The sequence below is a fragment of the Kribbella sp. NPDC056345 genome (assembly GCF_042262745.1).
GTDB lineage: Bacteria > Actinomycetota > Actinomycetes > Propionibacteriales > Kribbellaceae > Kribbella.
In genome coordinates, this window is the sequence record NZ_JBHJQQ010000004.1 from 67051 (window position 1) to 79236 (window position 12186).

General features: G+C 69.1%; 11 protein-coding genes. 8 read left to right on the forward strand and 3 right to left on the reverse strand.

From position 1 onward, the window contains the following. Positions 1-128 precede the first annotated feature (128 nt). Positions 129-1472, forward strand: coding sequence for a C40 family peptidase (locus ACFCV3_RS15105; RefSeq protein WP_376030462.1), 1344 nt, complete (start codon positions 129-131; stop codon positions 1470-1472). 49 nt (positions 1473-1521) lie between these two features. On the opposite strand, the gene ACFCV3_RS15110 is transcribed toward ACFCV3_RS15105, so the two are convergent. Together ACFCV3_RS15110 and ACFCV3_RS15115 are read right to left on the reverse strand one after the other, a co-directional pair. Beyond that, entirely contained in the window at positions 1522-2232 is a 711-nt protein-coding gene (locus tag ACFCV3_RS15110) for an SDR family oxidoreductase (protein ID WP_376030463.1), read from the reverse strand. A gap of 24 nt (positions 2233-2256) precedes the next feature. After that, entirely contained in the window at positions 2257-3147 is an 891-nt protein-coding gene (locus tag ACFCV3_RS15115; RefSeq protein ID WP_376030465.1) for a LysR family transcriptional regulator, read from the reverse strand. Positions 3148-3222: 75 nt separating this feature from the next. Here ACFCV3_RS15115 and ACFCV3_RS15120 point away from each other — a divergent pair, with 75 nt between their 5' ends. The 3 genes from ACFCV3_RS15120 to ACFCV3_RS15130 all read left to right on the forward strand — a co-directional run bounded on the left by ACFCV3_RS15120 (position 3223) and on the right by ACFCV3_RS15130 (position 7364). Beyond that, entirely contained in the window at positions 3223-5499 is a 2277-nt protein-coding gene (locus tag ACFCV3_RS15120; protein WP_376030466.1) for a helix-turn-helix domain-containing protein, read from the forward strand. Positions 5500-5624: 125 nt separating this feature from the next. Further along, positions 5625-6101 carry a hypothetical protein gene (locus ACFCV3_RS15125; protein ID WP_376030468.1) on the forward strand — a complete coding sequence of 159 codons (477 nt, stop codon included), beginning with the start codon at positions 5625-5627 and terminating at the stop codon, positions 6099-6101. A gap of 33 nt (positions 6102-6134) precedes the next feature. After that, entirely contained in the window at positions 6135-7364 is a 1230-nt protein-coding gene (locus ACFCV3_RS15130; protein ID WP_376030469.1) for a serine hydrolase domain-containing protein, read from the forward strand. A gap of 51 nt (positions 7365-7415) precedes the next feature. On the opposite strand, the gene ACFCV3_RS15135 is transcribed toward ACFCV3_RS15130, so the two are convergent. After that, entirely contained in the window at positions 7416-7904 is a 489-nt protein-coding gene (locus tag ACFCV3_RS15135) for an inorganic diphosphatase (RefSeq protein WP_376030471.1), read from the reverse strand. Between the two features lie 50 nt (positions 7905-7954). On the opposite strand from ACFCV3_RS15135, the gene dacB reads away from it, so the two are divergent. The 4 genes from dacB (at position 7955) to hpt (ending at position 12162) form a co-directional block, all read left to right on the forward strand. Next, positions 7955-9283: a D-alanyl-D-alanine carboxypeptidase/D-alanyl-D-alanine-endopeptidase gene (dacB, locus tag ACFCV3_RS15140; protein ID WP_376030473.1), complete on the forward strand. Its 1329-nt coding sequence runs from the start codon at positions 7955-7957 to the stop codon at positions 9281-9283. A 194-nt stretch (positions 9284-9477) separates the two neighbouring features. Then, a complete protein-coding gene (locus tag ACFCV3_RS15145) occupies positions 9478-10572 on the forward strand; it encodes a zinc-dependent metalloprotease (protein WP_376030474.1) in 1095 nt (364 codons plus the stop codon). After that, the gene (gene tilS, locus ACFCV3_RS15150) at positions 10544-11605 is read left to right on the forward strand and encodes a tRNA lysidine(34) synthetase TilS (RefSeq protein WP_376030476.1); all 1062 of its coding nucleotides are present in this window, start codon (positions 10544-10546) and stop codon (positions 11603-11605) included. The genes ACFCV3_RS15145 and tilS overlap by 29 nt, the downstream gene beginning before the upstream one ends. A 5-nt stretch (positions 11606-11610) precedes the next feature. Next, complete coding sequence (gene hpt, locus ACFCV3_RS15155; protein WP_132401765.1) at positions 11611-12162, forward strand: hypoxanthine phosphoribosyltransferase; 552 nt, start codon at positions 11611-11613, stop codon at positions 12160-12162. Positions 12163-12186 lie beyond the last annotated feature (24 nt).

The following is a 12186-nucleotide window of genomic DNA, read 5'->3' on the forward strand; positions in this document are numbered from 1 at the left end:
GATACTTGTGGGAAAAGTGTTCCCAATGGGGCCACAGGCAACTAGTGTCACGTATGTGGTCCAGGAGGACCAAAAGCGCTCATGGGGCCAGGGAAGGGCACCGTGACCGGGTGGAAGGGAACGACCAGATGCGCAGCACTGGGAAGACCGGAAAGTTGATGCTTTCCGGTGTGCTGGCGGTCTGTCTGGCCGGGTCGATGATGGTGGTTCCGGTCGCGGCGCAGGCCAAGCCGAAGCCGCCCGTGATCCCGTCGCAGGCCGCCGTCGAGCGGGCCAAGCAGGCCGCTGCCGACAAGGCCGGACAGGTCAAGGCGATCGAGCAGCAGCTGGCCGCGGCCGAGGCCCGGCTCGAGCAGCTCGGGATCCAGTCCGGGATTGCCGACGAGGCCTACAACGGCGCGGTCTACCGGCTGGAGCAGGCCAAGAAGGAAGCTGCCGCGGCTGCCGATCGGGCGACCAAGGCCGAGAAGACCCTGAGCACGCAGCGGCAGCAGATCGGCCGCTTCGCGGTCGCGTCGTACCAAGGTGGTGGCGACATCGCGAAGCTGGCGCCGCTGTTCACCGCGGAAGGGCCGCAGCAGCTGCTCGACTCGGCCGGTACGGCGCACACGGTGTCGAGTGCGATGCAGGGTTCGTACCTGCGGTACACGGCGAACCAGGTCGTCACCAACCTCTTCAAGGTGCAGGCCGACCAGGCCGTCACCAAGGTGAAGCACGCAACCGAAGCGGCTGCCAAGGCGAAGAAGGCGGCTGAGGCGGCCGAGGCCGCGCAGTCCGCCGCGGTGACCGCGATGGGTGTCCAGCGGCAGAAGTCGATCGCTCAGCTGGCCGTCCTGCAGAACACGTCCGTACAGGTCGCCGCACAGCGGCAGCGGGGGCTCGAGGAGCTTGCGCGACAGCGCGCCGCCGCACTTGCCGCCAAGAAGGCTGCCGAGCTGCGCCGCAAGATCGAGGCCCGCGAGGCCCGCGAGGCCGCCGAGCGCGCGCGGGAACGGGCGCGGGAGCGGGCCGAGGAGGCTCGCGAACGTGAGCAGGGTAAGAAGAATCCGGGCAAGAAGAAGCCGCCGCGGGAACGCCCGGGCAACGGTGGGAACGGCGGCTCGGGCCGCGGCGCGAGCGCTGCGATCAACTTCGCGCTGTCCCAGCTCGGCGACATGTACCTCTGGGGCGGCACCGGTCCGTCCCGCTGGGACTGCTCGGGCCTGATGATGGGCGCCTGGAAGCGGGCCGGTATCCAGCTGCCGCACTACAGCGTGGCGCAGTACGAGCAGACCAAGCACATCGACGAGGACGAACTGCGGCCGGGCGACCTGATCTTCTGGTCGATCGATCCCGATGACCCCGGCACCATCCACCACGTCGCGATGTACCTCGGCGGCGGCCGGATGATCCACGCGCCGCGGTCCGGCAAGCCGGTCCAGATCCAGAGCGTCTACTACTGGGAGCCCCCGGACTTCTTCGGGCGTCCCTGAACCAGTTAGTTGCTCCCGGCAACAGAGGATTGCCGGGAGCACCCGCGACCTAGACCAGCCGGTGTCCGCCGTCGGCGTGCAGGACGGTGCCAGTGATGAATCCATTACGCAGCAGGGCGATGATCGCTTCCGCGATGTCCTGGGTGCGACCGATCCGCCCGGCCGGCAGGCGGGCCGCCATGGCGGCCAGGGTGGCCGGAGCGGCGTCGCCCGCGACGTCCTGCCAGATCGGGGTGTCCACCCAGCCCGGCGACACGACGTTGACCCGCAGCGGCGCGAGCTCGACCGCGAGTGCCGCGGCGAGCGAGGCGAGCGCGCCGTTGAGTGCCGCCAGTAACGATGCTCCAGGCCCCGGCCGGTACGCCGCGATGCCCGACGTGAAGGTGATCGAGCCACCGGGTTCGAGCACCGGGGCTGCGTGCTTGGCGAGCAGCAGTGGGCCCAGCAACTTGGAGCCGATCGCCGGCCGGGCCGAGTTCACGTCGTACTCCCTGATCGGCTGGTAGGCGCCGCGGATATCCGCGGCTGTGGTGACGACGTGGTCGATCCGGCCGGTCGTCGCGAAGAGCCCGGCGATGTCGTCCTCGACCAGCAGATCCATGGCGACGGTCCGGACGCCGAGCTCGCGCCGGACCGCGGCGAGCCGGTCGAGGGAGCGGCCGGCCACAGTGACTTCGCTGCCCTGGGCAACGAGTTCCGCGGTGAGTGCACGACCCATACCGGAGCTGCCGCCGACGACCACTACGTGTTCTTTGCGCATGCCATGAGCCAACCAGGCAGGCCGTCAGTCCACCACGACTTGTTGCCTCACAGGCGTTAGTCCCGGGCTAACGGTCATCGCTTGCAGGACCGGGTTACGCGAGTCGGTGCGCCAGATCGCGGCGTACTGGGCGATCAGCGGGCGGCCCCTCAGTGGGCGCCACACCACATCAGGAGTCGCCGCGCGGCGTGACCCGAGGCTGATCGCAGCCCGCCGTACCAGCAGTGCCGACCGGAGTTGCGAATGGCTCATCGTGATGGCGCTCAGCCGCAGGCCGCTACCCAGACGCTGCATCGCGTCGTCGTGGAACTCGGGAGCCGCGGCGCGCGGGATCCAGATCAGCTCCAGGTCGGCCAAGTCCTCGACGGTCAGCTCGGTGGCACTCGCCAACGGGTGCGAGGCGACCATCAGGACGCCGAGCTCCTCTTCGGCCAGAATCTCCGAACTCGTTGCTGGCGGCAACGTCAAGGGCAGGCGGACCAGGCCGAGGTCGATCTCACCTGCCGCCAGCATCCGGACCTGCTCGGTGGTGGTGCCAGCCTCCAGCGTGACCGTGCTCTCCGGGAACCGCTCGGCCGCGAGCTGTTCGAGAGCCGCCGGCAACCACCCCGGTACGCCGTTCAGCAGTCCGAGCCGCAGCAGCGGTTCGTCCAGCCCTGCCGCCCGGCGTGTGTCCTTCAAGGCCAGCCCGGCCGCCTGGAGCGTCTCCCGCGCGCGAGCCAGGAAGACCTGGCCCGCCGGGTTCAGCTCAACACCCCGGCTGTGCCGGATCAGCAACGTCGTACCGACCTCGCGTTCGAGCTGTTTGATCTGCTGGCTCAGCGTCGGCGTCGAGATGTACAGCCGCTCGGCAGCCTGCCCGAAGTGGAGCTCCTCCGCCACCGCAACGAAGTACCGCATCTGCCGCAGCTCCACGCTCCAACCCTATTCCCCAGCATCGCGTTCACCACGTCACGCGCGCCGCAATCGCACCGGCTCTAGGATGAGCCGGTGCGCGATGAGCTGACGGTGGCCCTACGGCAGTTGGGTGATCTGTCCGGCCGGAGCCTGCGGCAGCTCGCCCGCGACGCCGGTGTCAGCAGCTCGTCGCTGTCGCGGTACTTCGCCGGGCAGGCGGTGCCGCCGTGGCCGACCGTCATCGCGCTCTGCAAGGTGACTGGGCGGGACCCCCGGCCGCTGCGCGAGGCGTGGGAGCGAGCGAAGGACGGTGCGCCCGCGAGTACGCCGATCGCACCGCAGATCCGCAACGAGCTGCCGCACGACATCACCGCCTTCACGGGGCGGCAAGGCCAGTTGGAGGCGCTCCTTGCCGCAGGGCGCAGCGGGTCGGTCGTCGCCATCGACGGTATGGGTGGTGTGGGCAAGTCTGCGCTGGCGGTGCACGCCGCGCATCTGCTGACCGCTGACTTCCCGGACGGGCAGCTGTACCTGGATCTGCATGGATTCACACCGGGTCGGGACGCAGTCGAGCCGGCCGAAGCTCTGCGGGTGCTGCTGGCGACGCTGGGTGTGCAGCCTGGCCGGATTCCCGATGGTGTGGCCGAGCGGGCCGCACTGTGGCGTTCGGAGCTGGCTGGGCGGCGGGCGATCGTCGTACTGGACAACGCGGCCGATGGTGGGCAGGTGCGTGCGCTGCTGCCCGGCGCGGGACCGGCGTTCGTGGTGATCACCAGTCGGCGGCGGATGGTCGAGCTGGACAACGTACTGCCGATCTCGCTGGATGTGCTGCCTGCTGAGGACGCTGCGCGGCTGTTCCTCGACTCCGCGGGTGGGAGCCGGCCTGGCGATGTCAACGAGGTACTGCGTCACTGCGGGAACCTTCCGCTGGCCATCCGGGTCGCTGCGGCGCGACTGCGGCACAGACCGTCCTGGACACTCGACACTCTGATCGAGAGGCTGCGTGACGGAGAGCTGGTGGTGACCGACGTTTTCGAGATGTCGCTGCGGCAGCTCGATCCCGCGCAACGGCGGATGTTCCGGCTGCTCGGGCTGGTGCCGGGTGAGGACATCGACGCGTACGGCGCGGCGGCGCTGGCCGGCATTCCGTTGGCCAACGCCCGCTCGCTGCTGGAGGACCTGGTCGATGTCCATCTGGTGCAGGAGCCGGCCGCGGGTAGGTACCGCATGCACGACATGCTCCGGCAGACCGCGCGAGCCGACGACACAGCGGCCGATCCGGTACCGCCGATTGCTCGCCTGGCCGACTACTACCTGAGCGGCCTGCGAGCCGTGAAGGACCGGCTCAAGGTCGTCATCCAGATCCCAGTTCCGGTCCTGCAGCCGCCGCCGGTGGTCCCGAACCTGCCGGACGTCGAGGAGGCGGTCGACTGGATGGACAACGAGTGGGCGAACCTGACAGCAGTGTTCGCGGTTGCATTGGAGCTGCGCCTCGACGGAGCAGCGGTCGGGCTCGCTCAGCTGGCGACGATCTCCCACGCACGCCGCGGCGGTGCGGCGTACCTGTGCGCTCTGCTCGAAGACAGCATGCCCGCGGCCGAGCGACTGGGAGACTCCGCACTTCTCGCTACGCACCACTACCTGTGGGGTGCCGTGCTGCTGCGGATCGGCAGGCTGGCCGAGGCGACGTCTCAGCTGGCGGTAGCCCGTGGACTGCTGGCCGCCGAGGGAGACCTCATCGGTGAGCGACTCGCTTTGCTGCAACTCGCGGAGATCCAGCTGTACGTCGGTCATCCGGCCGCCGCGGCCGATCTGGTCCGCCAGGCGGAGGTGCTCCCCGCCGCGGATGCGGTTCGCGTGCGGTTGTCCGCCGTACTCGGACAGGCATTGGTGGATCTGGGAGAGTACGACGAAGGGCGGGCCGTGGTCACCGCCGTCCTCGGGACGGCCCGCGCGCTGGATCGCCAGTCGGAGCGGATGTGCCTCGAAGTGTTGGGCCGGGCGGCACTCGGCCAGGGAGATGCCGACAGTGCACTCGACTATGCGGAGCAGGCGGTAGCGGCCAACAGGTCGACCCATCAACCCATCTTCGAAGCGGTCAGCCTCATGGACGTGGCTGTCGCACTGCTGCACCTGGGCCGCGCCGAGGCAGCGGCGTCCGAGCTTGCGGAGGCGCGGAGGATCCTCGAACAGTCCGGCGAGCCGCACCGGTTGGTCCGCGTCCACCTGCCGTACGCCGAGGCCTGTCTGGCCACTGGTGACCGTGAAACAGCCGCAGTGCATTTCCAGGCGGCCTTCGACCTCGCTACCGCGAACGGGTTCGAACACTTCGTTGCGCGCTCCAAAGACGGCCTGTCCCGAACGACCTGAGCTGTCCCGTCCCGTCCCGGGACACTTGGTCGCTACGGCGAATGCGCAGCTCAGGTGCGTATCCCGTGTCCCGGGAGCCGCAGCGCGCGTTGTTCGGCCCTGGTGGCCCGGCCGACAGTTCTGTCATGCACACCACGCCGGCACTTCTCGATGAGTTGGACGCACTGCCCGCTCAGTGGGAAGTGCGGGACACGGTTCCCGCATCTGCGTCGGCGGTGGCCGCGTTGCTGCTTGCCGTGGCCGATGGGCGCGTCGGCGACGACAACCTGTTGGTGCTCGCCAGAGCCTCAGCAGCACGTCGAGGAGCGATGACTGTCGTCTCTGAGGCCGGCTACTACCGGACCGAGCTCGCCGGGCCACTGGAGCCGGTACGGATCCAGGTCGACCACACCCGGCATCGGCTGGCTGTGCAGAGCTGGTACGGCGGTGTCCACACTGTCGACGCCGTCCCCGAGGGAACCCGGGTGACGCATCGCGTCCACCGGGTGCTGCCGGAGCATCCGGGATTCGCCCCGGGCCTCGCCGAGCTCGGGCTGCAGGTCCGGATAGCACGGGATCTCCGGCAGGTGCTTGCTGTTGTCGCCGACCGGCTCGGTTGCTGAAACACCAATCCGCTCAACTGAAGGAGTACCGACATGACCACCTCCACGCGTGGCTTCTCGCCGGCCGGGCTGCGCCGGCTGCACGACGTACTGGCCCGGGCTGTCGAGTCCGGGAAGATTCCTGGAGTGGTCGCACTCGTCAGCCGTGGCAACGAGACGCATGTCGAAACCATCGGGGCGACGCGCCACGACGGCGGTCCGGCGATGCAGCGCGACACCATCTTCCGGATGGCGTCGACCTCCAAGCCGGTTGCGGTCTCGGCGGCGATGGTGCTGCTGGACGAGTGCCGGTTGCGGCTCGACGACCCGGTCGACCAGTGGTTGCCCGAGCTGGCCGACCGTCAGGTCCTGCGGCAACTGGACGGACCGCTCGACGACACGGTCCCGGCCAACCGGCCGATCACAGTCCGGGACGTGCTGACTTCCACCTTCGGGCTCGGTATGGACATGACCGTGCTGGGAACGCCGATCATGGGCGCGGTCTTCGAACAGGGCATCACGCCGAACCTGCCGGAACCGATGCCGGAGCCGGACGAGTGGATGCGCCGCCTGGGCACCCTGCCCCTGATGCACCAACCGGGGGAGCGCTGGCAGTACCAGATCAGCAGCGACCTGCTGGGGGTGCTCGTCGCCCGGGTCAGCGGTCAGTCGTACGGAGCCTTCCTGCAGGACCGGGTCTTCGGCCCGCTGGGCATGCGGGACACCGGCTTCTTCGTGCCTGCCGAGGAACTGCACCGGCTGCCGCCGCTGTACGCACCGGACCCGACGACTGGTGAGTTCCACGTCTGGGACGAGGCCGAAGGCGGTCGGCACAGCAAGCCACCGGCGTTCGAAGGCGGTGGCGGTGGCCTGAACTCGACGGCGGACGACTACCACGCCTACTTCCGGATGCTGCTCGCCCACGGCACTCACGGCGGTGAGCGGATCCTCTCAAGGCCCGCTGTCGAGCTGATGACGACGAACCGCCTCGGGGCAGCGCAGCTGGCCGCTCGGGAGGCCATGGCCCGTGACAACGTGCACATCTCGTTCGGCCAGGGACAGCACGGTGGCTGGGGCTTCGGGATGGCGGTCCGGACGTTCCGCGGCGACTACGCCCCGGTCGGCCAGTTCGGCTGGGACGGCGGCAGCGGGACATCGACGTACGCCGACCCTGCCAATGACCTGATCGGCATCCTCTGTACTCAGGTCGGAGCGTCCACGCCGGACTCGGTCCGGCTCATGCACGACTTCTGGACCACGCTCTACCAGGCCCTCGAGGACTGAAACAGAACCGCCGGCTCGCGCGAGACGCGGGCCGGCGGTCGGGTGGAGCTGTCAGTGGCCTTCGGTCTTCAGGCGCTCGAAGGAGGCCTTGATCTCGGCCTCGGCGTCGGCGCGGCCGACCCAGGTGGCGCCCTCGACGGACTTGCCCGGCTCGAGGTCCTTGTAGACCTCGAAGAAGTGCTGGATCTCGAGGCGGTCGAACTCCGGCACGTGGTGGATGTCGCGCAGGTGCTCCTGGCGCGGGTCACCGGCGGGGACGCAGAGGACCTTGTCGTCCGGGCCCTTCTCGTCGGTCATCCGGAACATGCCGATCGCCCGGGCCTTGATCAGGCAGCCGGGGAAGGTCGGCTCGGAGAGCAGGACCAGGGCATCCAGGGGATCGCCGTCCTGACCCAGCGTCTCCTCGATGAAGCCGTAGTCGGACGGGTACTGAGTGGCCGTGAACAGGGTGCGGTCGAGCCGCAGCCGGTTCGTCTTGTGGTCCAGCTCGTACTTGTTGCGGGTGCCCTTGGGGATCTCGATGAAGACGTCGAACTCCATACGGCAGATACTGTCACGGTTCGGACCGACCAAATGACAGGAGCAGCCCGGTGGCCCGTCCTCCTCGTGCGGCGTTCGTCACGCTGCTCGCCTCGACCCTGTGTCTCGGGCTGGCGGGCGGAGCGAGCGCCGTACCTGTATCTGCTCCCGCAGTGCTGGCTCCGGCGGCGCCGGAGGGTGCGGCACCGACTACCGCGGGTGTGCAGAAGGCGCTGGCCGGAGTTCTCGCGGACCCGTCGCTGGGCAAGCACCGGGGTGTCTACGTGTACGACGTGGACCGCGGCAAGGTGGTGCTCTCGACCGGTACGGCGACGCCGTACACGCCTGCGTCGACGCTGAAGCTGCTGACCACGGTGTCGGCGCTGGCCGCTCTCGGCCCGGAGCACCGGTTCACCACGAAGGTGGTGAGCGCGGGCAAGGGCTCGATCGTGCTCGTCGGTGGCGGTGACCCGCTGCTGGCGGTGAAGCCGTCAGACGGCTATCCGGCCCCCGCCACGCTGGCGGCCCTGGCCGCGAGTACGGCGAAGGCTCTGAAGGCGCAGGGTGTCACCAGCGTGACTCTCGGGTACGACGCGTCGCTGTTCACCGGTCCGGCCGGGAACGCGAAGTGGGAGTCGAACTACCTGCCCGAAGGTATTGCCGCGCGGACGTCGGCGCTGTGGGTGGACCAGGGGCGTCTCGCCAAGGGGATGTCCAAGCGGTCGGACTCGCCCTCGCAGGCCGCGGCGGTCGCCTTCAGCAAGCTGCTGGTCGCCAATGGCGTCAAGGTCGCGGCTGCTGCGAAGCCGAAGGTCGCGCCGGCCGGTGCCGAGGCGCTGGCGAAGGTGGCGTCGCCGACGGTCGGTCAGATCGTCGAGTACGTGAACCTGCACAGCGACAACGACGGTGCCGAGGTGCTGCTGCGCCAAGTCGGACTGGCGACGAAGAACGGCGGCTCGTACACCGGTGGCGTCACTGGGCTCGAGGAGACGCTCACCAAGCTCGGACTGAACGTTGGCAAGGCGCAGATCTACGACGGCAGCGGCCTCGCCCGGACGAACAAGGTCCCGCTCGATCTGCTGGCCGGTGCGGTCCGGGTGGCTGCTTCGAAGGACCATCCGGAGCTGCGGCACCTTCTGACCGGTCTGCCGGTCGCAGGCTTCAGTGGTTCGCTTGAAGAGCGGTTCGGTGCGGGTAGTGCAGGTGCTGGGACCGGACTGGTCCGGGCGAAGACCGGCACGCTGACTGGGGTGCACAGCCTCGCCGGAATGGTCCGGACACGGAGCGGCACGTTGCTGGCCTTCGCTGTGGCGAGTGACAGTGTCCCCGTGCCCAAGACACTCGACGCCCGGGCCGCACTGGACAGAGCAGCCGCCGCACTGGCCAACTGTGGATGCTGAGGCTTGCCCCCTGGGACGAGGCCATGTCTGGCAATTCCTCGCCTACTGCGCTGCACTCGGCACGGCACCTCGCCGCACTGGGGCAAAGGCCACGATGAACCACATCGAGGCCTCCACCCCAGCACGCCGAGCTACCGCACCGAGCACATGCTCGCTACGGCGACGAATTACCAGACATGACCTAGGGTCGACTTATGAGTACGGCGGACGGCGATACTGCGGCTGAGATGGTCGATTGGCAGCTGGCGACCGGTGTGGCGCGGAAGTTGCTGCGCCCGGGTCCGGTGGTCAGCCGGGCCGAGGCGGACCAGGTGGTTGCCGAGCTGCGCCAGTTCGCGGCCGACTCCGAGCACCACGTGCGTGACTTCACCGGGCTGCAGGCCACGTCGGCCACTGCGCCGGTGGTGATCGTGGACCGGCCGGGCTGGGTGCAGGCGAACGCCGACGGCTTCCGGACGGTGATGCAGCCGCTGGCGGACAAGCTGCGCGAGAAGGCCGAGCGGACCGGTGGGCTGTCGTCCGCGGTCGGCTCCCGGGTGACCGCGATCGAGGCCGGTGCGCTGTTGGCGTTCCTGTCGTCCCGCGTGCTTGGTCAGTTCGACCCGTTCTACCCCTCTGAGCCGGATCCGACTCGTCCTGACCTCACCGGTCGGCTGCTGCTGGTCGCTCCGAACGTCATGCAGGTCGAGACCGAGCTGGGCGTCGTACCGCGGGACTTCCGGTTGTGGGTGTGTCTGCACGAGGAGACGCACCGGGTGCAGTTCACCGCGGTTCCGTGGTTGCGGGACCACCTGCGCTCCGAGATCGGGCTGTTCCTCGACCAGGCAGAGCTGGACGCATCGGCGTACGCGGCGATGTTCCGCGAGGCCGTGCAGAGGCTCGGCCGGTCGGTGCGTGGTGAGGCCGACCTGAGCCTGGTCGACCTGATGCAGTCGCCGGAGCAGCGCGCTGTGCTGGATCGGCTGACTGCGGTCATGTCGTTGCTGGAGGGGCATGCGGACTTCGTGATGGACGGCGTCGGGCCGTCGGTGATTCCGACTGTGGACACCATCCGGTCGAAGTTCACCTCGCGGCGCCAGGGCGGGAACCCGGTGGACCAGCTGCTGAAGAAGCTGCTCGGACTGGACGCGAAGCTGAAGCAGTACAAGGACGGTGCCGCGTTCGTGCGGCGCGTGGTGGAGCAGGTCGGCATGGACGGGTTCAACCGGGTCTGGACCGGGCCGAACACGCTGCCCACCAAGAACGAGATCGCGAACCCCGATGCCTGGGTCAGTCGACTCCACGGCTGAGTCCGGCGGCAGGACCGCCGAGGAGCTGGTCGCCGAGCGGCGCGGCCGGCTGCATCCTGCGATCGCCCGCACGCGCGAGGCGGTGCGGGCCGCCCTGTCCGACCTACCGGCCGGGACGACTGCTCTGGTCGCCTGCTCCGGCGGGACCGACTCACTCGCGCTTGCCGCAGCAACTGCCTTCGAGGCGCCGAAGCTGGGGCTGCGGGCAGGTGCCGTCATCGTCGACCACGGTCTGCAGCCGGACTCCGCACGGACTGCGGAGATCGCCGCGGAGCAGTGTCGCGGGGTGGGGCTCGATCCGGTCCAGGTCCGCGCGGTAGAGGTCGGCCGCGAGGGCGGACCGGAGGGTGCGGCCCGAACAGCCCGGTACGACGCTCTGCGGGCGGCCGCTGACGAGTTCGGGGCGGACGTCGTACTGCTGGCGCATACGCGGGACGACCAGGCTGAGACTGTCTTGTTGGGGCTGGGGCGCGGTTCTGGGGCCAGGTCGCTGGCTGGGATGGCCGCAGTCGCCGGACTGCTCCGGCGGCCGTTCCTGGAGGTTCCACGCGCCACCACGGCCGCAGCGTGCATCGCGGCCGGCCTGCGGCCCTGGCATGACCCGCACAACGACGACCCGACGTACACGCGGGTCAGGGTCCGCCACGAGGTGCTGCCGGTGCTCGAAGAGGCGCTGGGGCCTGGCGTGGTCGAGGCGCTGGCCCGGACGGCCGGACTGCTCCGAGCGGACGCCGACGCCCTCGACATGCTGGCGGCAGACCTCGCAGAGACGGCAGTACGGCGTACTGACGGTGAGGTGCTGTGTGACGTCGGGATGGTCGCCGACGAGCCCGCAGCGCTCCGCACGCGAGTCCTGCGGCAGGCCGCACTGGAGGCCGGGTCCAGAGCCACCGATCTGAACGCCGGCCACGTCGCAGCCGTCGACGCGCTGATCACCGACTGGCGCGGACAGCGCTGGATCGACCTGCCGCAAGGGATCCGCGCGATCCGTCGAGGCGGATTCATAATCTTCGGTCCTGATGTGACAGGCTGATCCCCGTGGATGCGGCGGACATCGAGAAGGACCTGACCCAGATCCATTACACCGAGGACCAGATCCTGGCGAAGCTGCGGGAACTGGCCGGTCGGATCGAGGCGGACTACGAGGGCAAGGACCTGTTACTGGTCGGCGTTCTGCGCGGGGCGGTGATGGTGATGGCCGACCTGGCCCGCTCCTTCACGCGGCACGTGGAGATGGACTGGATGGCGATCTCGTCGTACGGGTCGGGCACCAAGTCGTCCGGTGTGGTCCGGATCCAGAAGGACCTGGACACCGACATCACCAACCGGCACGTGCTGATCGTCGAGGACATCATCGACACCGGCCTGACGCTGAGCTGGCTGGTCAGCAACCTGGAGTCACGCAAGCCGGCCTCGCTGGAGCTGTGCACGGCGTTCGTGAAGCCGGGTGCGGCCAAGATGCAGGTCCCGGTGAAGTACGTCGGCCTGGAGCTCCCGGACGAGTTCGTGGTCGGCTACGGCCTCGATTACGCGGAGAAGTACCGCAACCTGCGCTGCGTCGCGACGCTGGCGCCGCACGTGTACTCCTGATCCTCTCGTCAGGGCAGACTTGGT

Bases quoted from the DNA above. Each gene is read 5' to 3' on its own strand.
- ACFCV3_RS15105 (WP_376030462.1), top strand. From the start codon at position 129: ATGCGCAGCACTGGGAAGACCGGAAAGTTGATGCTTTCCGGTGTGCTG.
- ACFCV3_RS15145 (WP_376030474.1), top strand. From the start codon at position 9,478: ATGAGTACGGCGGACGGCGATACTGCGGCTGAGATGGTCGATTGGCAG.
- ACFCV3_RS15110 (WP_376030463.1), bottom strand. From the start codon at position 2,232: ATGCGCAAAGAACACGTAGTGGTCGTCGGCGGCAGCTCCGGTATGGGT.
- tilS (WP_376030476.1), top strand. From the start codon at position 10,544: ATGCCTGGGTCAGTCGACTCCACGGCTGAGTCCGGCGGCAGGACCGCC.
- ACFCV3_RS15135 (WP_376030471.1), bottom strand. From the start codon at position 7,904: ATGGAGTTCGACGTCTTCATCGAGATCCCCAAGGGCACCCGCAACAAG.
- ACFCV3_RS15130 (WP_376030469.1), top strand. From the start codon at position 6,135: ATGACCACCTCCACGCGTGGCTTCTCGCCGGCCGGGCTGCGCCGGCTG.
- ACFCV3_RS15125 (WP_376030468.1), top strand. From the start codon at position 5,625: ATGCACACCACGCCGGCACTTCTCGATGAGTTGGACGCACTGCCCGCT.